The sequence below is a fragment of the Pseudomonas sp. B15(2017) genome (assembly GCF_002113215.1).
GTDB lineage: Bacteria > Pseudomonadota > Gammaproteobacteria > Pseudomonadales > Pseudomonadaceae > Aquipseudomonas.
Window position 1 is genome coordinate 94,225 of the sequence record NZ_NEJZ01000018.1, and the last position, 23,955, is coordinate 118,179.

Genomic DNA, 23,955 nt, shown 5'->3' on the forward strand with positions numbered 1-23,955 from the left:
AAAAAAGAGGGGAAGCTGTCGCGATTTTTAGCGGCGCGATCAGACGTGCAGGCAGATATCCGGCGGGCGTGCGGAGTGACGCAGCTTGGAACGGCTCAGGGCCATGGGGAGATTGACGATGCGATTCATGCGCGGCCCCTGTGAAGGAGGGCGCACAGTGCAGAGACGTTCAACGATTCTGATTGTTGTAGTGACGTGCTCATGACGCGTGTTTCCGTTGGCGGAAAACGTCGGCGGCGGGAGTGTCCCGCCATGCCGGTGTGGCTGGATAGTAAGGGGGAAGTCCGGGATAAGTAAACGCCTGATTCCGAAGCGGGCGGCAAGTCGCCGGCTCAGCGCAACAGATGAAACCCCAGCCCGACGAGGGCGCAAACGATCAACACCTCGATCACGCCGCGCTTGAAAACAAACAGCGCGAGGGTGGCGCCGAGCGCAAGTAACAGCGCAAAAAAATCAGGCTGTGCGGCAAAACCCTTGGGAAAGAACACGTGGTAAGCAAAGAAACACGCCAGATTCAGGATCACCCCGACCACCGATGCCGTGATCGCGGTCAGCGGTGCGGTGAATTTCAGTTCGTTGTGGGTCGACTCCACCAGTGGCCCGCCGGCGAGGATGAACAGGAACGAAGGCAGGAAGGTGAACCAGGTCACCAGCGTCGCGGCCAGTGCACCGGCGGCGAACGCGTGTTGCGGGCCGAACGTCGGTTGCACGTAAGCGCCGACGAACCCGACAAACGCGACCACCATGATCAGCGGCCCCGGCGTGGTTTCGCCCAGCGCCAGGCCGTCGATCATCTGCGTCGGCGTCAGCCAGCCGTAATGCCCCACCGCGCCCTGATACACGTAAGGCAGCACGGTGTAAGCGCCACCGAAGGTGAGCAGCGCCGCTTTGGTGAAGAACCAACCCATCTGCGTGAAGGTGCCGTTCCAGCCGAACAGCGCGGTCAGCAACACCATCGGCAGGCACCACAGCAGCGCGCCGATCAGTACCAGGCGCAACAGTCGCGGCAGGCTGAACCGCACATGCTCGGGCGGGGCCGTGTCGTCATCGATCAGCGCCGGGCCGAAGGATTTTTCGCTACCACGATGACCGCCGTTGCTGAAGCGCTGCGGGGCCCAGCGTCCGCCGACATAACCGATCAACGCTGCGCCGAGCACGATCAGCGGAAACGGCACGTTGAAGGCGAAGATCGCCACGAACGCCGCTCCGGCAATCGCCCACAGCCAGCTGTTTTTCAAGGCTCGCGAACCGATGCGATGGGCCGCGTGCAGCACGATCGCGGTCACCGCCGGTTTGATTCCGTAAAACACCCCGGCCACCGCCGGCACGTCGCCAAACGCGATGTACACCCAGGACAGGGCAATCAGGATCAGCAGCGAAGGCAGCACAAACAGCGCCCCGGCCAGCACGCCGCCACGGCTTCGATGCAGCAGCCAGCCGATATAGGTCGCCAGTTGCTGGGCTTCCGGGCCGGGCAGCAACATGCAGTAATTGAGCGCGTGCAGGAAGCGGCGCTCGGAGATCCAGCGCCGGCGCTCTACCAGTTCCTGATGCATGATCGCGATCTGCCCGGCGGGGCCGCCGAAGCCGATGCAGCCGAGTTTGAGCCAGAAAGGCCAGGCCTGACGCAGGCTGACAGGCTGGGGGCGGGGCAAGTCCTCGGGGGGCGTTGTGCTCAAATGCGGTTCCACGGTCGAGTTGGCAGGAGCCGCTATCTAATCAGGCTTTTGTTGCAGCCGACAGTGCCCCGTCAGGCATGCGCCAAACTCCAGCGAGCCGCCGCATTCCGATCACTCTGCCGCGCCTCGACCCAATGTGAACCCTGCGGCGTAGTCTCACGCTTCCAGAACGGCGCACGGGTCTTCAGCACATCCATGATGAACGAACAGGCCTCAACCCCCCGTAACCGGTGGGAAAAACGCAATTTCGTCGAAATCCTCGATCGCCTGATCCGGCTGGCACAGCTCCTGATTGACCGCGCACATCAGGTTGCCGGCGCCGAGCACTTCACGCCACAGATCGCCGCGTTGCATCAGCATTTGCCGCACGTCCTCGACACAAATGAGGGTGTCGCTGGCCGGGATTTTTTCACCGCCCAGATTGAGGCGGTCACGGTAGCTGGCGAAGTAGTTGATCAGAATCATTGCGGGTTCTCCCATTGAAAGTGGCCGGAGCGGCCGCCCTGTTTGCTCAGCAGACGGATGTCGCCGATGACCATCGCCCGGTCCACCGCTTTGCACATGTCGTAGATCGTCAGCGCGGCAACGCTGGCGGCGGTCAGGGCTTCGAGCTCGACGCCGGTCTGGCCGGTGAGGCGGCAGGTGCTGGTGATCTGCACGCGGTCCGGTTCGCAGGCCTTGAGCTCGACGTGGATCGAACTGAGCAGCAGCGCATGACACAGCGGAATCAACTCGTGGGTGCGCTTGGCCGCCTGAATCCCGGCGATCCGCGCCACGGCGAACACGTCGCCCTTGGGGTGGCCGTTGGACTGGATCATTTGCAGGGTTTCGGGGCGCATCTGCACCCAGGCTTGCGCGGTGGCTTCGCGGCGGGTCGCCGCTTTGTCGCTGACGTCGACCATGTTGGCGCGGCCCTGATCATCGAGGTGGGTGAGGGTGTCGCTCATGGGGTGGGCTCCTGGATCGGGCTGTAGATTCGCGGGGCGTTGCGGTGCGGGACGTGGATCAGGTTCAAGCGGTGCTTGAGCGCCCAGCGCACGGTCAGCGCAGTCGGGGCGGACAGGCTGACGAGGGTGCCGAGGCGAGCGCGCACGGCTTTGTGGATCAGCTCGAGGCTGCAACGGCTGGTGACCACGACGAAGCCCTGACGCGCATCGAGGCCTTCGAATTGCAGGGCGCCAATCAGCTTGTCGAGGGCGTTGTGGCGGCCGATGTCTTCGCGGCACAGCAGCGCTTTGCCAGCGGCGTCGAAGTACAACGCCGCGTGCAGTGCACCGCTGCTGCGGGCCAGTTGCTGGGCCTGTTCGATGCGCTGGCGGATACCGTCGAAGTGGGCCGCCGGTGGCAGCGGTGTCGGGGGCAGGATTTCCAGTTGCGGCAGCGCCTGCTCCAGGGCTTCCACGCCGCAGAGGCCGCAGCCGCTGGTGCCTGCCATCTGCCGCCGGTGATCCTTCAGGGCCCAGAATGCACGGCTGGAAATCTGCACGTCGGCCTGGCAGGCCTGGTCGAAGTGGGTCAGGCGAATGTCATGGATATCGTCGAGGCGGTCGACGATCGCATTGCTCAGGCTGAAGCCGCGAATGAAGTCCTCGATGTTGCCTGGCGAGACCATCATCACGGCTTGATTCAGGCCGTTGTAGCTGATGGCCAGTGCGATTTCGGCCGCCAGCGCCGCGTGGGACACCGGCGCGTTGTCGAGGTATTCGCGGTACGCCACTTGCGCCGGTTGGGGCGCGGGGGCGTTGGCGTCGCCCGGTTCGATGGGTTGTTCAACTTGGCACAGCATCCTGAAAGTCCCCGAAGCGCTGAAGTGGTTTCAGGCTACGGGGCAGGGAAAAAGGCGTCCAATCGCTTGTTCCGATGCAGTGATTGGATTGGTCGATCACTGAAGGCGTTAATCGGCAGGCGCCTGGATCCCGAACATCTTGCGCGCCTCGGCAAAACACTTCTCGGCAATCGCCGAACGCGGTTCGGTCTTGCGCATCACCAGCCCCAGCGGCGCGAGCACGCTGGCGTCCGGCAGATTGATGAAAGCCAGGTGTTCGATCGGCTCTTCCAGACCGCTGTCCAGCGGCATGATCGAGCAGCAGAAACCCTGGTGAATCGCCTGCAACAGCTGATAGGTCGAATCGCTTTCCATGATCGGCTGTGGATTCAGCCCGCGACTGCGAAAACTCAGGTCGATGGATTTGCGGTAGTGCATGCCAGTGGTGATCATTCCCAGCGGCAGTTCGGCGGCGTCTTCCCAGCTCATTTCCGGGCCTTCGAAATGGAAGTGGCGGGTGTCGTAGAGCAGGCCGACGCGGGTTTCGCCAATCTCGAAAAAGTCGAAATAGTTCGGGTTGACGTGGTCCAGATAACACACGCCCAAATCCAGCTGATTGTTGCCCAGGCCTTCGATGATCTCGTCCGAACTCAGCGACGACAGGCTGTACTTCAGCTCCGGATAAATCCCGGACAAACCCTGAATGTAATTGACCGGATTGAAGTTGCTCAGCGGCACCAGACCCAGACGCAGGCTACCGACCAGTTGCCCCCGGCAGGCGGCGGCTTCGGCGAACAACCCGTCGTGGGCCGCCAGCAGCGTGCGGGCCCAGGCCAGTACGCGTTCGCCGGCCTGGGTGAAACCTTCGAAGCGCTGACCGCGATTGACCAGCACCAGATCCAGCTCGTCTTCCAGGTTGCGCAGGCGCATCGACAGGGTCGGCTGAGTGATGTGACAGCGCGCGGCGGCCTGGCCGAAGTGGCGGGTTTCGTCCAGCGCGATCAGGAACTTGAGTTGTTTGATGTCCACGACGGCACCTGCTCGATAAGGAATTTTGATTGAGTATTGACGCAGATGCGTACGGCGCACGGAAAGCGCAGGGAGCGACGATCCCATCGACAGCTTTTTTCGTCCAATCGGCCGTGTTTAAGAGCTTATCGAGGGCTTCGATGACGCCCGGTTTCATTGGGCCGGACAGGGAATGAAGTGCTGAAAAAAATCACCGATAGAGCAGGTCGATAGTGTGGTTGGCCAGAGTGATTAGACAGTCCTCACAAGCGGCACTTAGGCTCGTCATCCATTGAATTGACTAAGGTCGGAGAGTGCCATGAGTGTTAAATCGGATGCCTTGTTCGTTCCCCTGAATATTGCCGTGCTGACGGTCAGCGATACCCGCGACTACGCCAGCGACACCTCCGGCCAGTTGCTGGTCAGCCGCCTGCTGGAAGCCGGCCACACCTTGAGTGAACGCAACTTGCTCAAGGACGACCTGTACAAAATCCGCGCCCAGGTTGCGCAGTGGATCGCCGACGACACCATTCAAGTGGTGCTGATCACCGGCGGCACCGGTTTCACGGGACGTGACAGCACTCCGGAAGCCGTGGCTTGCCTGCTGGACAAGCAGATCGACGGCTTCGGCGAGCTGTTTCGCGCAATCTCGATTCTCGACATCGGCACCTCGACCGTGCAAAGCCGTGCGCTGGCCGGGCTGTCCAACGGCACGCTGGTGTGCTGTCTGCCGGGCTCCACCGGCGCGTGCCGCACCGCGTGGGAAGCCATCCTCGCCGAACAGCTGGATAACCGTCACCGCCCCTGCAACTTCGTTCCGCACCTCAAACCGGTGCAAGCCTGCGGGCCGCGCGCATGAGCAAGCCGGGATTGATGCCGGTCGAGGAGGCCCTCGACCAACTGTTGGCGATGGCCGATGAACGACGCCTGCCGGACAGCGAATCCGTGCCGCTCAATGACGCGCGCGGACGTGTGCTGGCCAGCGATCTGGTCGCCACCCTCGACCTGCCGCCATGGCCGAACAGTGCCATGGACGGCTACGCGTTGAACCTCGCCGACCTGCATCGCCAGCCGTTGAGCGTGTCGCAGCGGGTCTACGCCGGGCTGGCGCCGGACACCCTGTTGCCTGGCACCTGCGCACGAATCTTCACCGGCGCGCCCTTGCCCAATGGCGCCAATTGCGTGGAGATGCAGGAAAACGTCGAGGTGCTGGAAGACGGCCGCGTACGTTTCCTGCAACCGCTGAAGGTCGGTCAGAACATCCGCGCCCAAGGCCAGGAAAATCGCGTTGGCGACACCCTGCTGCGCGCCGGCAAACGCCTCGGCCCGTTCGAACTGGCTGTCGCCGCGGGGCAGGGCATGACACATCTGCCGCTGGTGCGTCGCCCACGCGTGGCATTGCTGTCGACCGGTGATGAGCTGGTGGAGCCGGGGCAGCCGCTGCGTCCCGGCAGCCTCTACAACAGCAACCGCACCTTGCTCGACCACTGGTTGCGCGAACTGGGTTGCGAAGTGATCGACGCCGGCATTCTTCCCGATCGCCCGGCGCAGACCCGGCTCAAACTCGAGCAACTGCAAGTGGCGGCCGATTTGATTCTGACCACCGGCGGCGTATCTGCCGGTGACGCCGATTGCCTCGGCCAGGTGCTGCGCGACAACGGCAAACCGCTGCTGTGGAAACTGGCGATCAAACCTGGCAAACCGCTGACGGTCGGCCATTTCGGCACGGTGCCGGTGATCGGTTTGCCGGGCAATCCGACTTCAGCACTGGTTACCTTCGGCCTGCTGGCGCGCCCGTATCTGCTGCGCATTCAAGGCGTGGAGGAGGTGATGCCGCTGAGCTTCACGGTCAACGCCGGCTTCGACTGGCCGAAACCCGGCAGCCGCCGCGAATACCTGCGGGTGCGCCTGGAAGGCGGGCGGGCGGCGCTGTATCCGAACCAGAGTTCCGGGGTTTTGCTCGGCGCAACCTGGGCCGACGGACTGGTGGAAATCCCCGAAAACAGCACCTTGCAGATGGGTGATCCGTTGCGTTTCATTCCGTTCAGCGAGCTGTTCTGAGCGCGATCAACAATCTGTCGGAGACTGGGGCGGCTATCGGGTCAATTTCAGTCGTTCGTGCCACTGGGCGATGGATTCTTCCGGGTAGACCTCGAATTGCTGATCCTTCGCGCTGGCCTGCACTTCGACCCACGGCGCTTTCGAGCCGAGCATCAGATGAGTGTGTTCCGGCGGTACCGGCAATGGCGTGTCGATGGCCGAGGCGAACGGGTGGATCAGCTCCGGCCACTCCGGGCTGAACAGCCATAGACCGCTGCCGCACAGCGAGCAGAAGTGCCGTTCGGCGGTGCTGCGGTGGGCGCGGGCATCGCCTTCGTCTTTCATTTTTGCGTGGTAAATCGTGATGTGTTTGCGCCCGCGCACCTTGAGGCTGGCCGCGTCTCCGCCGAGGTTGATGGCAAAGCCGCCACCGCCCTGGGTCTTGCGGCAGATCGAGCAGTAGCAGCGTTGATAAGGGTAGGGGTGGGCGCTGTCGAGGGTGAATGAAACCGCGCCGCAGTGGCAGGAGCCTTCGAGGTGCATGAGTGGCCTCCGGATTTTTTGTCGGTGCGGTTCAGCCTAGAAGAGATGTCGCGCCTGTGCCGCCGCTATCGCGAGCAAGCTCGCTCCCACAGGGTTATTCAGAGTTTGAAAGATTGAGGGCACACCGCAAAACCTGTGGGAGCGAGCTTGCTCACGATGAACGATAAAGCGGTACAACTGGACGCCCACGAATCCGAAGGTCAGCATGTCCGCAAAAAAAGGGACCCCAACCCATGCGCCGACTACCTTCCCTGGCCGCCCTGCGGACCTTCGAATGCGCCGCCCGCCACGCGCATTTCGGCCGTGCCGCCGCCGAACTGTGCGTCACCGACAGCGCCGTCAGCCACCAGATCCGCCAGCTCGAAGAGCAACTGGGTGTGTCGCTGTTCATCCGCGAAGGCCGGCAGATTCGCCCGACCATCGCCGCCGGGCGCTTGATGCAGAGCCTGCAACAGGCCTTCGAGCTGATCGGCGATGCCTGCGATGAATTGCGCGATCCGTCCTCGCTCGCCGTATTGCGGCTGGCGGTCACGGCGGAACTGGCGCAGAAGTGGCTGATGAACCGTCTCACCGATTTCTACGCGCGTTATCCGCACATCACCTTGCACCTCTACGAACAACCGATCGACGCCACCGCGCCCGGTGAGGACATCGATCTGGCGATCACTTACGGCACCGGCCCGGTGGACAGCAGCGCGTACTTCGTCCGCCCGTTGCCGGCGTTGCAGTTCTTCCCGGTGTGCAGCCCCGGCCTGTTCAACCAGGGCACTCTGAAAACCCCGAAGGACCTGGCCCGCCATTGCCTGCTGCACGACGATCAGGACGGCAAGACCTGGACCGCGTGGCTTACCAGCCATGCTGGCGACTTGCGTCCGGAGCGTCAGTTGTATTTCGCCCACGCCGGGCTGGCGCTGGAGGCGGCGGCACAAGGGCAGGGCGTGGCGATGGGCGACAATCTCACGGCGCAGGAAGACTTGCAGAGCGGGCGTCTGGTGCGACCGTTCACCTCCAGCATGACCGCGCTGGGCCAATACGCGCTGGTTTGCGAGCGGGTGCGGCTGGAGCGTCCGGCGGTGGCGCAAATGCTGGAGTGGTTCAACGATCAGCTGGCGGATTGATGAGTTGAATTCAACTGTTCCGAAATAATCATCGTTGGCGACGTGACGGCCCACGACCGTAGCCTGAGGTCATTCCCATCCCGATGACGAGGTTTGACCATGGCACGTTTGCTCGACACCACCCCGAAACAGGACGGTTTCCGTCTGCCCGGCGAGTTTGAAGCCAAGTCCGGTTGCTGGCTCGGCTGGCCGGAGCGCACCGATGTCTGGCGCAACGGCGCCAAGCCTGCGCAGAAAGTCTGGGTGCAGATCGTGACGGCGATCTCCCACAGCGAACCGGTGACGGTGTGCGCCTCGGCGGCCCAGTTCGCCACCGCCCGCCGCCAGTTGCCGCCGCAGGTGCGGGTGGTGGAGATGACCTGCAACGACACCTGGTTCCGCGACAGTGGCCCGTGCTTTGTGGTCAATGACCAGAGCGGTGAAGTGCGTGGTGTCGACTTCGAATTCAACGCCTACGGCGGCCTCGATGGCGGGCTCTACTACCCGTGGGACAAGGACGATCAGATCGCCAGCAAGATCCTCGAGATCGAACGCTTCGATCGTTATCGCGCGCCGTTGATTGCCGAACTTGGCGGCATTCAGAGCGACGGCCAGGGCAGCCTCCTCACCACCGAGCAATGCCTGCTCAATCGCAATCGCAACCAGCACCTGGGCAAGGACGAGGTGACCCGCCGCCTGACCGACTATCTCGGCGCCGAGCAAGTGATCTGGCTGCCGCGCGGTTGCAAGTTCGACGAAACCGACGGCCATGTCGACGACCTCGCGTGCTTCGTGCGCCCCGGCGAAGTGGTGCTGCAATGGACCGACAACCGCGACGACCCACAATGGGAAATCTATCAGGAGGCCTACGACATCCTGCGCAGCACCCGCGACAGCCGGGGCCGCGAGCTGATCGTGCACAAACTGCCGCAACCGGATGTGCTGGAGTGGACCGCCGAAGAAGCCGAAGGCCTCGACCAGCAGAACAGCACCCACACCCGTCAGGCCGGCACCAGAATCTGTGCGTCGTACATCAACTATTACGCAGGCAACAGCTCGATCGTGGTGCCGTTGTTCGGTGATCGCAACGATCAGGTGGCGCTGGCAACCCTCGCCAAACTGTTCCCGCAGCACAAGATCGTCGGCATCGAAAACTCCCGGGAAATCCTGCTCGGTGGCGGTAACGTCGCGTGCATCACCATGCCGCAATACGCCGGCCAGAAAAGAGGAGCCTGAGCATGGGCCTGCACAACCTGAGTAAAGCGTTACTGCTGGTGCTTGCACCCCTGTGTGTGCAGGCCGCCGAAACGGCGAAGCCGGTGGTCAACCTGTACATCTGGGGCGAGTACCTGGCCCCGGATACCCTGAAGAATTTCGAGGCGAAAACCGGGATTCGGGTGGTCGCCGATCACTTCGATTCGCTGGAAACCGTCGAGACCAAACTGCTCACCGGCCGCAGCGGCTACGACCTGGTGCTGACCGCCGGCCAGCACCTGTCACGGGCTATCGAGAGCGGCGCGTTCCAGACCTTGAACAAGCAGCAGCTCCCGCACTTTGCCGGGGTCGGCGATGAGTTCCGTCAGCACATGGCGGTGTTCGATCCGGGCAACCGCTACGCCGGCATCTACGCCTGGGGCACCACCGGCGTCGGCTATCAGGAAGAGGCCGTGCAGCAGCGCCTGCCGCAGGCACCAAGGGACAGCTGGGCGATGCTGTTCGATCCGGCAGTGGTGTCGAAATTCGCCGATTGCGGAGTGAGCCTGCTCAATGATCCGAACGAAGTGTTCGCCGCGGTCATGAAGTACATGGGTCTGGACATCAACCGCCAGAGCCTGGATGACCTGAAACTTGCCGAGCAGCAACTGGCGAAGATCCGCCCGTACATCCGCTACTTCGACAATGACCTGAACATCAGCGACCTGGCCAACGGCAACACCTGCGTGGCGATGTCGTGGAACGGCAACGTCGCCATCGCGGCTGGCCAGGCTGAAGCAGCGAAAAAACCGTTCAAGTTGAATTACCGGATCCCGAAGGAGGGCACGCTGATCTGGTTCGATGCCATGGTCATTCCCAAGGATGCACCGCATCCGGAGGCCGGGCTGGCACTGATGGATTACTTGATGACGCCAGAAGTGATTGCGCCGATTACTGACACCATTCACTACGCCAATGCGATCACGGCAGCGGACGGCTTGGTCGATCCGGCGATTCGCAATGATCCGGGGACTTATCCGCCGGCGGCGGTGAGGGCTTCGCTGTACAGCAAGAACGACAATGGCAAGGCGTTCAACCGGGCGTTGATCCGGGCCTTCAGCCGATTGAAGTCAGGGCTGTGAGCGGACGCCTGGAATCATCTTGAAGCGGTTTGGGCGTGGGTGTGCTGCGGGGAGTCTGATAGGTTTTTCGCCATGGATTTGAACCGGCAATGACGCCGGGCGCCCTGTCAGTTGCTGATATCAGGCTCTGAGATGGCCCTCATTCAAGGAAGAAAACATGCCAATCAAACCGCCAACCAAGGGCAACGGCCCGGGTGATGTACACCTGAAACCTTCCCTCGATGCCGCTACGCCGGGCCCGGCCATCAGGCCCGGGGTCTCTGTTACCCCGCCCGCGCCGCCTGTGCACCCCGATGTCGTTAGCACGCCGAATGTCAGTGGTGGAGGGCGAGCCAGCCCGGTGCCATCGGTCAGCTTGCGCGATGCAATGCCAGTCATCGATTCGGGCCCGGGCCCCGAGCTTGGTCAACGTTCGTTGGACGCGTATCACGTCCCGGCAGCAGGCCGGCTGACCGACATCGATGCCGAAGGCTTCAGGTCTTTCAAGGGGCGTCAGTTTGCCGAATTGCCAGGACAGGGCATTGTCCAGGTGGGCGCCGATCCGCAGACCGGTCTGTTCCGGGCCAGACTGCCCAGCGAAACCAACCCCTCCGGCCCGGTTCTGGAGCGCGACAGCGACGGCCGGGTCTGGCACCCGCTTGAGGAGTTTGCCACGGAGCGCTACCGCATCCCCGATCCGCGCACTGATGCCGACGCGACGCTGGAAAACGTTTCTCGCCCGGAGGGCGATGAAGGACGGCCGCGCCATGACTCTTCCGATGACGAGTTCGAGCTGGCTTCGGAATCCATGCCGATCAAGTCCTTCACCGAAAAGGAACTCGACACCATGCGCCAGGAGGTTTGCTATTCGTTGCGGGGAAATCGCCTCGGTACCTACGACCGCGCCAACAATGGTAAATACCCGTTGCGCGATACCTTTGGCAGGCCGGTGCGGATCCGCAAACTGGAAACCCTGGCCACCCTGACCACGGGTGAGCGATTTCGCTCGGGGCCGATCAAGCCTTACATCCAGTTTGAAGGCTATGAAAACGTGGCCAGGCTCTATGAAGAAAATCTCGAACTGCGCATTTTTACCGAGGTCGACGTGAAGGTTCCGGGCGAAAAAGCCCTCATCGGACAAAACATGGTGGTCGCCAACCGGCGCATCGCCAAAGGCGAAGCGCTGGGCCTTTATGGCGGAACACTCAGCCCGCTGCGCCTGATAAGGCGCGAAGAGCAGACATTCACCATGCTGGCGGGCGTGTACTTGCGTTACGGACCGGGCAAGTTCATTGAAGAGCCGGTAGTGGTCATCGGCGACAACATCATTTCGCGAATCAACACGAACTTTGAATACGACGCCTCGGGCAAGCCGGTTCGTCAATCGCCGGACGGCTACAACGTTCAGACCGTTGGTTTCAAGGTCGAAGCGGACATTCTGATCGGTGACCGGCTGGTCAACCGGCCATACGTCCTGAACGCGATGTTTGCCTCACAGGATATTCCGGCAGGAACCGAGTTGCGTTGGAACTACAGCTACTCGGACAAGGAGATAAAAATGATTTTCCCGTAAGAACTGGCGGGGGATTGCACCTGAATACGCTTGCCCAGCCTTCCCGAGATTTCGGGAGGATCAGGCTGAAACCGCTTTTGGCACCCGCCACAAATACCAGGCCGCCACTGTGCGAAACGGGCGCCACGCCAACCCGATATCGATCATCTGCTTGCGCGTCGGCTGCACCTCCAGCCCCTTCAATCGCCGATAGCCCTCGCGCACGCCAAAGTCATCGGCCGGCAGAATATCCGGTCGCTCCAGGCTGTAGATCAACAGCATTTCTACCGTCCAGCGCCCAACCCCGCGCAGGTTGACCAAGCGCTCGATCAGCGCTTCATCCTCCATCACCAGTGCCGTGGCGTAATCCGGCACCACGCCGTCCAGGGTCGCCTGAGCAATCCCCTGAATCGTCGCAATCTTGCCCGCCGAAAACCCGCAACTGCGCAGCCGTTCGAAGTCTGTCGCCAGAATCTGCTCGGGACGTGGAAACGTCTGTTCGGGAAACAACCCCACCAGCCGACCGACAATTGCATCCCCGGCCTTGGCGTGCAGTTGCTGATAGGCGATGGCCCGCACCAGCGATTCATAGGGATCACGCGCCGGATGCGGCCGATGCAGGCATGGGCCGACCGCAGCGATATGGCGTTGCCAGTCGGCGTCGAGGCTGGCCAGAAACGCGCTGGCCGGTTGGTAGGGATCGGGTATCGGCAACGTCAGTGATCCATTGATTTGAAAGCCGGGAAGGCGTGAGTGTCGGTGTGTCAGAACGCCAAAGGTTGCGTCAGTTGCACGGCGGCATTCTCCAGCCGGAGCAGAAACGCCTTGCGCGGTTGCCCGCCACCATAACCGGTCAGCGAGCCGTCCGCACCGATCACCCGATGGCATGGCACCACGATCGACAGCCGATTGTGCCCGTTGGCCAGGCCCACGGCGCGACTGGCGCCGGGCTTGCCCAGCCGGGCGGCGATGGCACCGTAGGTACTGGTGTGGCCGTAGGGGATTAGTCGCAGTTGGGCCCAGACCTGACGGGCAAACTCGCTGCCGGGCAGGTGCAAGGGCACGCTGAATTCGTTCAGCTTGCCGGCGAAGTACAGCGCCAGTTCGTTTTCGATCTGCTGCAAATGTGCGTTGTGTCCCGGTGCGACCACGTAGCCGTAGCGGTTCTGCAACTCCTCGACTTCCCTCGTCAGCGCCGGGCGGTCGAGAAACTCCAGCAACACCAGCCCACGCCGCTCGGCCATGGCGATCATCGGGCCCAACGGCGTTGTCAGACGGGTGAACAGCAGTGGTTCGCTGGCCGCTGCACGGCCCGGCGTGATGTGGAACGACTTCTGAAACGCATCGCGAAAACCGCTGAGGGATTCATAGCCGGAATCGAACGCGGCGTGGTCGATGGACGTGCCTTGCCTGATCCCGCCCAACGCCATACCGAGCCGGCGGGTGCGCAGCCACGCATGGAAGGTCATGCCGAAATGCTGCTTGAACCAGCGCCGCAGCTTCAGCGGTTCGATGCCCTCGGCAAGCAATTGCGCATCGCTCCAGCGCAGTTCCGGATCGGCGTCGACGGCTTTCAACAGCCGTTGTACCCAGTCCGGGGCGATGGCGGCAGCGTCCAGCGGTTTGCAGCGCAAACAGGCGCGGTATCCGGCGGACAGGCATTCGTCAGCGTGGGCGAAGAACTCGACGTTTTCCGGTTTCGGCTTGCGCGCCGTGCAGGTAGGGCGGCAAAAAATCCCGGTGGTTTTCACCGCCGTGAAGAACACGCCTTCATAGGCAGTGTCGCTTGCGAGCATGGCGCGAACCATTTCGGCGTGAGGGGGCAGGGCAGCGGTCTGTATGTTCATGGGCCGAGGATAAAACCAGTTATTCGATGGCTCCACCGAAAAAACGACAGTGAATTTTCGGGCCGCTGCACTACAGTGATCGGGTCGCTACAACTCGGGAAATGAAGGTATGCCACCGTTCACGATTCAACACATCGATCACATCGTGCTGCGCGTTGCCGATCTGCAACGCAGCATTGATTTCTACGGCCGGGTCTTCGGCGCCGAAGTGGTCAAGCGCAACGAAAAGTTCGGTCTGGTGCATTTGCGCGCCGGCACGTCGATGATCGACCTGGTCGACCTCGACGGCGAAATCGGCCGCAAGGGCGGCGCCGCTGCAGGCAGCGAACGGCGCAATGTCGATCATTTCTGCCTGCGCATCGAACCGTTCGATGAAGCGGCGCTGGTCAGCCATCTGCAGTCCTGTGGCTTGAGCGTCGACAAGGCCGCCACCCGTTTTGGCGCCGAGGGCAACGGCCTGTCGCTGTACTGCTTCGACCCGGACGGCAATCAGGTCGAACTCAAAGGCCCGTCCGAAGCTTAGGCCCGTTTGGCCATCAGCAACACCGAAGCCGCCGCCGACAACAGCCCCGCGCAGCAGCGATTGAAAATCCGCTTGCCGCGCGGCTCGGCGAACCAGCGGCGCATGTGCAGGCCCATGTAGGCGTAGGCGCTGATGGCGATCCATTCCAGCAGCAGGAACAGCACGCCAAGCAGCGTGAACTGCGGAGTGATGGCGCGGGTCGGGTCGACGAATTGCGGCAGGAATGCGGTGAAGATGAGGATTGCCTTGGGATTGCCCGCTGCCACCAAAAACTCCTGACGTGCCAGGGCCAGAAGCCCGTTCGCCGGCGCCGCAATGGCGTCTTCGGCGGCAGGCATGGCCCGCCACAACTGCCACGCCAGATACAGCAGATACCCCGCGCCAACAATCTTGATCCCGTAGAACAACAGTTCCGACGTTTGCAGCACCACCGCCAGCCCCGCCGCCGCGAGGGCGATCATCCCGGCGAACGCCAGCAACCGGCCGATACCGGCAACGCAGGCGCGACGATAGCCGTAGCGAGTGGCGTTGCTGACCGACAACAGGTTGTTCGGCCCCGGCGCCATGTTCAAGGCGAAACAGGCGGGCAGAAACAGGGAGAGGGTGGCGAGATCCATGGGGCGGGCTCCGGTGACGGGAGCGCTATTTTTATCATGTGCGCGAGTGAGGCCGAACCGTACAGTCAGGCAGCAGAGTCGCGGTACAGCGATGGACGGGCGTGAATCCATTCGAACTTTCTACCGTACCGTCAACTCTGAAACCGTTACAGGGTGATAAATCTGCCAGAAAAAACCATCTGATGGGTCAGAAAGGACAATTGCCGTGTAAGCTTTCACGCCAAGCTTTTCCATTCCCCCATGGCCGCAGGCGGCCCACTGTACGAGCGACTACATGCAAGCAAAGGCTCGCGAGGTTCATGTGCCACCGGTGTTGCAAGATCTGCGCGCTGGCACGGCCGAACTGCACATTGCGCTGGAAAAACGCCTTCCTTTTTTCTCCGACACCCTTGATCTGCAAGCTTTCGAGCGACTGATGCGCGCCTATTACGGCTTCTACCAGCCACTGGAAAGCGCATTGCAGGACAGTGGCCAACTCCCCGCCGATTTCGATCTGGTTTCGCGCCTCAAAACGCCGACGCTGAAACGCGATCTGCACGCGCTGGGCGCAAGTGACGGGGACTTTTCGCTGTGCCGCCAGTTGCCCGTCATCGACTCCACCGCCGCCTGCCTGGGCGTGCTGTACGTGCTGGAAGGCGCGACGCTCGGCGGTCAGATTCTGCGCCGGGAAATCGCCACACGGCTTAATCTGGGCGCGAACAACGGCGCGGCGTTTCTGGATATCTACGGCGCTGCCACCGGCCGACGCTGGCGCAACTTCATCGAATACCTGGGCAGCCGCCCGATGGACGCCGACGAGCGTGAAGCCGTTGTAGCGGCTGCCCACACGACATTCAGCTGTTTCGAGCGCTGGCTCGAAAGCCAGGAGGTTCTGGTATGACCCCGCAAGACAAAGAAGCCTTTGAAGAGTTGCTGGCCAACTGCGCCGACGAGCCGATCCGCTTTCCCGGCGCGATCCAGCCGCACGGTCTGCTGCTGACCCTGAGCGAGCCGGAGCTTTCGATTATCCAGATCAGCGCCAACGTCGAGACCTTGCTCGCGCGCCCGGCGCAAGAGCTGATCGGCCAGCCATTGCAAAGCCTGATCGGTGATGCCCACGCCGCGCAGGTTCGCGAAGCGTTGCAGCAACCGGCCTGGGCCGATGCGCCGCCGCTGCACTTTCGCCTTAATGGCACGGCGTTCGAAGGTTTGCTTCACCGGCATCAGGATGTGCTGATCCTGGAGCTGGAAATCCACGTCGAAAACTTCCAGCCGCGCAACGTCGCCGGTACTGAAACCCACCTGGGGCGGATGCTCGCACGTTTGCAAAAAGCCCAGAGCCTGCAGGCGCTGTACGACATCAGCGTCAAGGAAATCCAGGCCATGACCGGTTACGACCGGGTGCTGATCTATCGCTTCGAAGAGGAGGGCCACGGCCAGGTCATCGCCGAAGCGTCCGATCCGTCGATGGAAGTTTTCAACGGGTTGTTCTTCCCGGCCTCGGACATCCCCGAGCAGGCTCGGGAGCTGTATCGCACCAACTGGTTGCGGATCATCCCGAACGCTGATTACCAACCAGTGCCGCTGGTCCCCAAGCTGCGCCCGGACACCCAGACCCCGCTGGACCTGAGCTTCGCCACCTTGCGCAGCGTGTCGCCGATCCACTGCCAGTACATGAAGAACATGGGCGTGCTGTCGTCGATGAGCATTTCCCTGCTCAAGGGCGACAAGCTCTGGGGCCTGATCAGTTGCGGCAATCGCCAGCCGCTGCATGTGCCGCACGAGTTGCGCACCGCGTGCCAGACCATCGGTCAGGTGCTGTCGTTGCAGATCAGTGCGATGGAAGCGCTGGAAGTCAGCCGGCAGCGCGAGGAAAAGGTCGAAGCGCTAGCGCTGCTCAATCAGGCGATGATCGACTCGCCACAAAATGTCTTCGATGGCCTGGCCAACCAGCCGCAGGTCCTGATGGCGCTGGCCAATGCCGGCGGCATCGCGATCATCGAAGACAAGCAATTGCACCGTTACGGCAATTGCCCGGAGCCGGAAGAGATTCGCGCGCTGCACAAATGGTTGCAGGAGCGCGGCGAGCCGGTGTTTGCCAGTCATCACCTGGCCAGTGTCTATCCGCCGGCCGCGCACTATCAGCAGGTCGCCAGCGGCGTGCTGGCCATGAGCCTGCCAAAACCGGTGGACAACGGCGTGCTGTGGTTCCGTCCGGAAGTCAAAGAGAACATCAACTGGAGCGGTGATCCACGCAAGCCGCTGGACCTGGAAAACTCCGACGCCGGCCTGCGCCTGCGGCCGCGTACCTCGTTCGAAATCTGGAAGGTCGAGATGGCCGGAATCTCCACCAAGTGGAGCCATGGCGATTTGTTTGCGGCCAACGACCTGCGTCGCTCGGCACTGGAAAACGACCTGGCCCGCCAGGTGTGCCGCGAGCAGGAGGCGGTGCGTGCGCGCGACGAGCTGGTGGCGGTGGTGTCCCACGATCTGCGCAACCCGATGACGGTCATTTCGATGCTGTGCGGCATGATGCAAAAGGCCTTCAGCTCCGACGGGCCGCATACTTCGCGGCGCATCTCGACCGCGATCGACACCATGCAGCAAGCCGCCGGGCGCATGAACACGCTGCTGGAAGACTTGCTCGACACCTCGAAAATCGACGCCGGGCGCTACACCATCGCGCCGCAGAAACTCGATGTCGCGCAGATGTTTGAAGAGGCTCAATCACTGCTTGCGCCGCTGGCGCTGGACAAAGACATCAGCATCTCGTTCGAGGCTGATCCCGACCTGAGCATTCATGCCGACCCCGAGCGGCTGTTTCAGGTGTTGTCGAATCTGGTCGGCAACGCGATCAAATTCACCCCGCGCCTGGGCACCGTCGATGTATATGCCAAATCGGTCGGCGACGACATCGTCTTCACGGTACGCGACAGCGGCGAAGGCATCCCCAAGGATCACTTGCCGCACGTGTTCGACCGTTACTGGACGGTAAAGGAAGGCAATCCGACCGGCACCGGGCTGGGGCTGTACATCACGCAGGGCATCGTCGAGGCCCATGGCGGGCAGATTGTTGCCGAGAGCGAGCCGGGGCAGGGCAGTGAGTTCCGTTTCACCGTGCCGCGTCTGGACTAATCAAGCGGATCGGCGTTTGGGGGCCTGCAACATGGCCACCCACTCGGCGGCGAATCGATGGCAATCGCCGGGCCAGCGCGCCGTCAGCAGTTGCCCGTCGCGCACCACAAATCCCGTTTGTGGTGCCTGCGCGCAATCTCGTTTGGCGACCAGCGGCCCGCGTATAAAGTCGGATTTGCTGGCCAGCGCTGTTTTCACTTCCGCTTCGACGGTCTGCTTGTAGGTGCGGTAGTAGCGCCCCAGCCAGGCAGCGGTCATCAGCCACGCCGGCAACTCCATGGTTGCCGCGAGCAACGCCGTGACCTTGCGCCCGAACAACACCGAACGCCCGGTATCGGGGTCGAGCGTGCGCGCCAGCAACAGCACGCCATGACACACCGCCGCCACGGGTTTTTCGGCTTTGAAAAATTGCAGTGTGATTTGCTGGGCCTGTTTGGATTCCAGCAGTGTGCGCATCCCTTTGGCATGTCCGCCGGGAATCAGCAGACCATCGAACCGGCTCGTGTCGACATCGGCATACGCCAGCGGCTGCCTGAACGCTTCGGATTCGATCATTTTCGCGTAACTGTCCAGATCGGCCTTGCGCGTCATCAGCAGCGAACTCAACGGGCCAAAGCCGATATCCACCAACCGTGGGTCGGCGTGGGCAGGCAAGCCTTGGGGCGTGGCAAAACGCACCTCAATGCCTGCATCACGCATCGCCTGCCAGGGCACGCTGCTTTCGGTGGGGTCGTAATCGGCGCAGGGCAACAGAATCAGAATCATCGAGGACAGACTTCCAGGTCGTGAGTAATCGCATAGCCAGAGCGTAGTGGGTCTGCGCGAGCGGGGGGTAATTTCCTTCAATACCGCCTGCTGTGCGCCGGCTACCGTGAGCGCCTTGTTCCCCGATTTGAAGCAGGTGTGCGATGAGTCTGATTGTGTCGATGGCGGCGTTTGCCCTGGCCGCGTCCATTACTCCGGGGCCGGTGAATATCGTGGCGTTGAGCTCGGGGGCGCAGTTTGGCTTTCGTGCCAGTCAACGGCATGTAGCCGGAGCGACGCTGGGGTTTGTGCTGTTGCTGGTGTTGATGGGGCTTGGGCTGCATGAAGTGCTTGCGCTGTGGCCGTCGCTGACCCGCGTGGTGCAACTGGCCGGGGTGGCGTTTCTGCTGTTCATGGCCTGGAAACTGGCCACCGATGACGGACAGTTGAATGCCGGGGAATCAGGCAGAGCACCATCGATGCTCTACGGCGCAGTGATGCAATGGCTCAATCCCAAGGCCTGGCTGGCCTGCGTGGCGGGGATGGGCGCGTTTGTCGCCGATGGCGAGGCGCGGCTGGTGTGGCAGTTTGCGGCGGTGTATCTGGTGATCTGCTATCTGTCGGTGGGTTGCTGGGTGTACGCCGGGACGTTTTTGCGCGGCTATCTGCACAACCCGGCGGGGATGCGCTTGTTCAACCGGGTGATGGCGTTGCTGTTGGCTGTAAGTGCGGGGTATTTGCTGCTGCCCTGATCCGTACTCCGGCAAGTGGAGTACGGATCAGCTTGTAGTCAGATCAATCAGGCATCGTCAGAAAATGCCATTGAGTTCCCGGAAGACGTGGGGCGGCATGGCCGTAAATCGGTTATTTCGCAGTTGGCTGATCGAATACAGCGCGCTGGCCGTACGACCGTTGCCGTCACCGAAGCCCTGAAAGCCGACTACCGCGCCCAATACCTGTTTATCAAAGTGCGGATGGCTTGGGTCCAGGGTTTTCAGATGTTGTTCGAGCAGCGCGAATCCGGTAGGGCTGCTGCCGTATTTGGTAGGGGCACCGGCATCGCGCACTTTGCCGAAAGCTTCCGGTACCAGTTTTCGATGAACCTCCCTGATCACGTTCGGGTCGTTCAGGGGGGCCTTGTTCGCGGTGTAATCGCGCAATACCCCAAGGACATTGTCGAAGTCGTTACCACTGGAGCTCGAGCCGTTCAACATCCACGCGGTGGCTCGTTGTGAAGGATCGGTATAGCCAAGGGGATTGAAGCTCGCTTCCGGCATCACGTCGTTGTACGGCGATTTGCCCAGATCCAGTTTCAGAATGTCTTGCTGATAGCCCTTCATGTATCGGGCTTTTCTGCTCTCGAGTTCGTAGAGGACAGCCAGTGTTTCGGTGTAACCCTGCACCGTGCTGCGCGCATCGTTGAGCTGGACGGGGTGGCCCTTGATGAATGCTTCTGTCAGTTCTTCCAAAGCCCCTCGACCGATCAGCGACTCCAGATCGCCTGCCTGTTTCGACTGGTAAGCGGATTCCTTCACGGCGTTGTTCGCGAGGTGGCGCCATTCTGTTTCAGTTGCCCCTTTGGGCAGCTTGAAATTCTTGTCGCTCAAACGCGTAACGACGTGTTGTACCGTTTCGATGGCATCGCTTTTGAGCAGTGCCCGAGCATGAGAAACCGTGTCCAGCGACATCCGCGCGTGCGCTGCCGAGCCGCTGTGATCAATGACTTTGAGCAGGTCATAACTGTTGGCGCCGGTCAGGTATCTCAGTTGCTGTTTCGCCTGGTGCGCAAGTGAGCGGGCACTTCCGCTCAATTTCGCAACACCTCGGCCGAGCAGTTTGCCACCGACCTTAAGCAGTTGCGGCAAACCGGATAACGGGTTGAACAGACTGAGGGCCGTGCTGGCCAGAACCCGCGAAGCCGACAGTAGTTTGCCGGCGATGCTCGCGGCTTTACTGGCGGCGGCAGCGATTGCCGCTGGCGCAGCGAAGAGGGTCATTGCGAGAACGGCGGCATCGACAATGCAGTCGAAAATTGCACCACCCTGTTTCTTCGGATCCCCTGACGTCAGTCCTTCGACGCAGCTCTTGAAGGGGATGATCAGGTTAAGAATCATGTTGAAGATGGCCTCGGTCTTCTCGATCGCCTTCTCCCGTACCGTTTGTTGCAGACCCAGTTGGTGGATTTCCTGCTCGGTGATATACGGATTTTTTCTGGCGATCAGTGAACCCAGGTCTTTCACGCGTGCGGATCGGTACAGGGGTGTTTGATCGTCCCGGTTTTTATACGGGTCGGGGGCTTCAAACGCACCAATCTTGCGCACCTGGATTCTGGATTTGACGTTGGCCCTGGGGGTGACGTTTTGCAGGTAGGCCTGTAGATCAACGGGGGCTCTTTCGAGTTGCTTCTGATCGGTGAATCGAGTGTCGAGCTGGAAGACGCTTCCGGAAACCAGCGGATTGAAGAGTGTTTCCAGATCAGGGTTGTGCCGACACTCCATCCGCAGAGGAAACAGCTCAAAACACTTGATGGCGTAGCCATGCTGTACACAGAGAATGACGCCATAACGGCCGGTTTCTCCCGGGATGTAAGTGGCAGGGCTGAAGCCATAACGACCGGTGACTCTCGCCGGTTTGTAGTTCATCTGCTGAACGCAATAGATACCGATCGCTCCATCTTCAATAGACGCTGCATCTTCCGGAAACAGCTGTGAAATGGCGATCTGGATGTTGCGCGTCAGACCTTCGAGGACGGCGTCGAAATGACTGGCGGTCGCCGTTTCGTAAAGCTCGGCAACGGGAAACAGATCGGGCAGCCTCGCAAAGGATTTGTAGATACTTGTGCCTCTGATGCGATCCCAGTCCCGGGTGTGCAGTTCGTCACTCATGTAGAGATCCAGCACCGACACTTTGCGACCGGCGCCACCGCCACTGCCACGGTGTTTGACCAGCAGTTCATCGGGGTCGCATTCCGGTTCCCGGGACTTGAGTTCTTGCAGTGCGAGCTGTCTGCGATCAGGAAATGGCCTGGAAAAACGTTCGGTGGCTTCCAGCATTATGGCGACGTACTGGTCGTACTCGCGTATGGCGTGCTCGATGTCATCGGGCTTGAGATTGCCTTGCGCATCGCGTGTGATGAGGCCGTTCATCCAGGCCCAGGTCACCACCGGGTCCACCGATCCCTCGGCCTGCAATGACGCCAGTGGCGCGAGTGATTTAGTCGACTGGCTGAACCCCATCAAATGTTGATAGGTCATTTTGCGGCTGGCGCCGGGAACCAGCGCTTCAACCAGATGTATAGCCTGCGTAGCGATCACGCAGGCCGGTGTTCCCATCTGCAGGCTGGGCGGCCAGTCTGGAAAAAGGTACTCGGGGGCCATGCCTGCCAAAACCATTTGTGCCACCAGCGGCGCGAGTGGGGGGGCGACGTGCAGGTTCTTGATCAGATGCGCTTCCAGGTCGACCCGAATCCGGGAGGGGTGCTGTTTGAAGTAGCTTTTTGAATACAGATCGAAGCCGGCGAAGTGGGTATTGGCGATATTGAGCCCCGGGTCGAGGTCCAGCAAGATCACGGCAGCCGCCAGTTGTTCTGCCAGCTCAGTCGTTTGGTTTGTTGCTGCTGGTTCATCAAGCCAGCCCAATTTCGACAAGTAATATTGCCCGTGCCGGGACGCCGCACTTTCGAGCACTTGCTGCAGGCGATAGTCCGTGCTGGTTGTAGCGCCGTCGCCCGGTACGCTTTCAATCAGCACACGTCTGCCGAGGCCATTGATGATGGCTTCAGAACCCTGCCTGCAACTTTGTGTCAGATCAAGAATCATGACCCGCTTGTTTCCCACAAGTTTGAACGGCGACTCGTCGGGCGCGTCCAGAAGTTGCCAATAGTTTCCGAACTTCGGAGGCTCAGGCAATGTCGAGAAGTTCAACAGATCGAGCAAGTTGCGGGTGTCTTGTTCGGTATCCGGCACTTGCAGCCCGTTGAATTGCAGCCACTGGCCGACGGTCACTTCGCCTCCCGTAGCGATCCAGCCGCCACTGGATTCGGCGACCTTGGCCAGAAGTTTCAGGCTGTCGCCGAAGCTCGTCAGGCCTGCGACATCCGCGGTGATATCCCGGGGAGAAACAAAGGGGGTAGCGGGCCGGTCGTTGCTGGCGACCATGTTGCGGTAACTGAAGTAGAGACGTCCATGCTCGTCCAGCAGAAAAACCGCGTTGTCCGGAATCTGGCGCCGAGCGCGGACAAAGTGAAAATCCTCGTGGCGCAGAAGTATGGAAAGCGACACTTTACCGTTGCGATGAACTCGGTCGAGTGCGCTGTTTTCTATACACGTAACCAGGATTTCGTTGCATTTCCAGTCGAGGCGTTCAGCGGCGTATTCATCGCTGATAAAGTTTGTAATGGTCTGGGTTACGTTATTTTTCTGAAGTGAGTCTGTGGAATCGTAAGCGTAGTTGTCTGTTGGTTTCATGATTCGGAATCCATTCTCTAATAGTGAAATAAACAGAAATAGATGATCGTTTTCTGATTGTCGTGTTTGTGAAAGTGGCTTTTTAGAGTACGGCGACAAAACGTAAAGTTAGTGGGGATTGCTGTTCCAGGTATTTCTTTACGGTGTCCGGATTGGAGGGGAAGGTTGATTTAAAAGGCCTGGGATGTTGGGGGCGATAAATATGTATATTTTTCCGGGTGTGTAGAGTCAGGAAGGCAGCTGGGCAAAACAGTTGAGTAGAGAAAAAGGAGAGAAAAAGGAGGAAAAAGAGGGGAAAAAGAGGGGAAAAAGGGGACGCATTTATTTACCAGTCCCACTATGTAAACCCGCAGCTCCTTGCAACGGGGAGCGCGGGTTTTGTCGTTTCCGGGCTTTCGGAAACCATCGTTGAAGAGTGTTTAAGTTTATGTCCGTAAAGCCACGCAACCTTGCGCCTTTGCCTACGCATCCGCCAGAATCCGCCGGCTTGTGGGCCTTGGGGTCGGGTTCTATTGTGGGTCGGTCGCTGACGAATCAGCGATCGGGTTTCGCAGCCCGGATCAATCAAGGCGCCCAGCGCGCCGTTTCCGTTCAGCTTGATTTGGCTGATCGCGTAATGGCGGTTGTGCGCGGGATACCTTCGGG

21 protein-coding genes and 1 pseudogene are annotated in these 23,955 nt (G+C 61.0%); 10 read left to right on the forward strand and 12 right to left on the reverse strand.

Going from position 1 to position 23,955, the window contains the following annotated elements; translation table 11 throughout:
- Positions 1–332 precede the first annotated feature (332 nt).
- From chrA to CAF73_RS23755, 6 genes and pseudogenes are all read right to left on the reverse strand, one after another.
- Positions 333–1,679, reverse strand: coding sequence for a chromate efflux transporter (chrA, locus tag CAF73_RS23730; protein ID WP_085704231.1), 1,347 nt, complete (start codon positions 1,677–1,679; stop codon positions 333–335).
- Between the two features lie 71 nt (positions 1,680–1,750).
- A pseudogene (locus CAF73_RS30600) lies at positions 1,751–1,903 on the reverse strand (molybdenum cofactor biosynthesis protein MoaE); the annotation flags it as partial.
- Positions 1,893–2,144 carry a MoaD/ThiS family protein gene (locus tag CAF73_RS23740; RefSeq protein WP_085698778.1) on the reverse strand — a complete coding sequence of 84 codons (252 nt, stop codon included), beginning with the start codon at positions 2,142–2,144 and terminating at the stop codon, positions 1,893–1,895. The gene CAF73_RS23740 and the pseudogene CAF73_RS30600, both read right to left, overlap by 11 nt.
- Positions 2,141–2,626 carry a cyclic pyranopterin monophosphate synthase MoaC gene (gene moaC / locus CAF73_RS23745; RefSeq protein ID WP_085698780.1) on the reverse strand — a complete coding sequence of 162 codons (486 nt, stop codon included), beginning with the start codon at positions 2,624–2,626 and terminating at the stop codon, positions 2,141–2,143. Before moaC ends, CAF73_RS23740 begins: the two co-directional genes overlap by 4 nt.
- Positions 2,623–3,465, reverse strand: coding sequence for a formate dehydrogenase accessory sulfurtransferase FdhD (fdhD, locus tag CAF73_RS23750; protein ID WP_085704234.1), 843 nt, complete (start codon positions 3,463–3,465; stop codon positions 2,623–2,625). The genes moaC and fdhD overlap by 4 nt, the downstream gene beginning before the upstream one ends.
- Positions 3,466–3,573: 108 nt before the next feature.
- Entirely contained in the window at positions 3,574–4,473 is a 900-nt protein-coding gene (locus CAF73_RS23755; protein ID WP_085704237.1) for a LysR family transcriptional regulator, read from the reverse strand.
- Positions 4,474–4,771: 298 nt separating this feature from the next.
- Here CAF73_RS23755 and moaB point away from each other — a divergent pair, with 298 nt between their 5' ends.
- Together moaB and glp are read left to right on the forward strand one after the other, a co-directional pair.
- Positions 4,772–5,311, forward strand: a complete 540-nt coding sequence (gene moaB, locus CAF73_RS23760; RefSeq protein ID WP_085704240.1) for a molybdenum cofactor biosynthesis protein B — start codon at positions 4,772–4,774, stop codon at positions 5,309–5,311.
- The gene (glp, locus tag CAF73_RS23765) at positions 5,308–6,513 is read left to right on the forward strand and encodes a gephyrin-like molybdotransferase Glp (protein ID WP_085704243.1); all 1,206 of its coding nucleotides are present in this window, start codon (positions 5,308–5,310) and stop codon (positions 6,511–6,513) included. Before moaB ends, glp begins: the two co-directional genes overlap by 4 nt.
- Before the next feature lie 33 nt (positions 6,514–6,546).
- Here the strand turns inward: glp and CAF73_RS23770 are convergent, their stop codons facing one another.
- Complete coding sequence (locus CAF73_RS23770; protein ID WP_085698790.1) at positions 6,547–7,035, reverse strand: GFA family protein; 489 nt, start codon at positions 7,033–7,035, stop codon at positions 6,547–6,549.
- Between the two features lie 233 nt (positions 7,036–7,268).
- Here CAF73_RS23770 and CAF73_RS23775 point away from each other — a divergent pair, with 233 nt between their 5' ends.
- The 4 genes from CAF73_RS23775 to CAF73_RS23790 all read left to right on the forward strand — a co-directional run bounded on the left by CAF73_RS23775 (position 7,269) and on the right by CAF73_RS23790 (position 12,020).
- Complete coding sequence (locus CAF73_RS23775) at positions 7,269–8,153, forward strand: LysR substrate-binding domain-containing protein (RefSeq protein ID WP_085698792.1); 885 nt, start codon at positions 7,269–7,271, stop codon at positions 8,151–8,153.
- Positions 8,154–8,252: 99 nt separating this feature from the next.
- Positions 8,253–9,368 (forward strand): agmatine deiminase, encoded by a 1,116-nt coding sequence (gene aguA / locus CAF73_RS23780; protein WP_085704246.1) that lies wholly within the window; start codon positions 8,253–8,255, stop codon positions 9,366–9,368.
- A gap of 2 nt (positions 9,369–9,370) precedes the next feature.
- Positions 9,371–10,468, forward strand: coding sequence for an extracellular solute-binding protein (locus CAF73_RS23785; RefSeq protein ID WP_085704249.1), 1,098 nt, complete (start codon positions 9,371–9,373; stop codon positions 10,466–10,468).
- Between the two features lie 157 nt (positions 10,469–10,625).
- Complete coding sequence (locus CAF73_RS23790; protein ID WP_085704252.1) at positions 10,626–12,020, forward strand: hypothetical protein; 1,395 nt, start codon at positions 10,626–10,628, stop codon at positions 12,018–12,020.
- Between the two features lie 60 nt (positions 12,021–12,080).
- Here the strand turns inward: CAF73_RS23790 and CAF73_RS23795 are convergent, their stop codons facing one another.
- Together CAF73_RS23795 and CAF73_RS23800 are read right to left on the reverse strand one after the other, a co-directional pair.
- Positions 12,081–12,707, reverse strand: a complete 627-nt coding sequence (locus tag CAF73_RS23795; protein WP_085698912.1) for a DNA-3-methyladenine glycosylase — start codon at positions 12,705–12,707, stop codon at positions 12,081–12,083.
- 56 nt (positions 12,708–12,763) lie between these two features.
- A complete protein-coding gene (locus CAF73_RS23800; protein WP_085704254.1) occupies positions 12,764–13,846 on the reverse strand; it encodes a bifunctional transcriptional activator/DNA repair enzyme AdaA in 1,083 nt (360 codons plus the stop codon).
- A 109-nt stretch (positions 13,847–13,955) separates the two neighbouring features.
- Between CAF73_RS23800 and CAF73_RS23805 the strand changes: the two genes are divergently transcribed.
- Positions 13,956–14,369 (forward strand): VOC family protein, encoded by a 414-nt coding sequence (locus CAF73_RS23805; protein WP_085704255.1) that lies wholly within the window; start codon positions 13,956–13,958, stop codon positions 14,367–14,369.
- On the opposite strand, the gene CAF73_RS23810 is transcribed toward CAF73_RS23805, so the two are convergent.
- Positions 14,366–14,986, reverse strand: a complete 621-nt coding sequence (locus tag CAF73_RS23810) for a LysE family translocator (RefSeq protein ID WP_085704256.1) — start codon at positions 14,984–14,986, stop codon at positions 14,366–14,368. The genes CAF73_RS23805 and CAF73_RS23810 overlap by 4 nt on opposite strands.
- 274 nt (positions 14,987–15,260) lie before the next feature.
- Here CAF73_RS23810 and CAF73_RS23815 point away from each other — a divergent pair, with 274 nt between their 5' ends.
- Entirely contained in the window at positions 15,261–15,866 is a 606-nt protein-coding gene (locus CAF73_RS23815; protein WP_085704257.1) for a biliverdin-producing heme oxygenase, read from the forward strand.
- Positions 15,863–18,100, forward strand: coding sequence for an ATP-binding protein (locus tag CAF73_RS23820; protein WP_085698806.1), 2,238 nt, complete (start codon positions 15,863–15,865; stop codon positions 18,098–18,100). Before CAF73_RS23815 ends, CAF73_RS23820 begins: the two co-directional genes overlap by 4 nt.
- Here the strand turns inward: CAF73_RS23820 and CAF73_RS23825 are convergent, their stop codons facing one another.
- Positions 18,101–18,865: a type 1 glutamine amidotransferase domain-containing protein gene (locus tag CAF73_RS23825; RefSeq protein WP_085704259.1), complete on the reverse strand. Its 765-nt coding sequence runs from the start codon at positions 18,863–18,865 to the stop codon at positions 18,101–18,103.
- Between the two features lie 143 nt (positions 18,866–19,008).
- Between CAF73_RS23825 and CAF73_RS23830 the strand changes: the two genes are divergently transcribed.
- Entirely contained in the window at positions 19,009–19,596 is a 588-nt protein-coding gene (locus tag CAF73_RS23830; RefSeq protein ID WP_085704261.1) for a LysE family translocator, read from the forward strand.
- Between the two features lie 57 nt (positions 19,597–19,653).
- Here CAF73_RS23830 and CAF73_RS23835 read toward each other — a convergent pair whose 3' ends face one another.
- Positions 19,654–23,310 carry a hypothetical protein gene (locus CAF73_RS23835; protein ID WP_085704263.1) on the reverse strand — a complete coding sequence of 1,219 codons (3,657 nt, stop codon included), beginning with the start codon at positions 23,308–23,310 and terminating at the stop codon, positions 19,654–19,656.
- Positions 23,311–23,955: the final 645 nt, after the last annotated feature.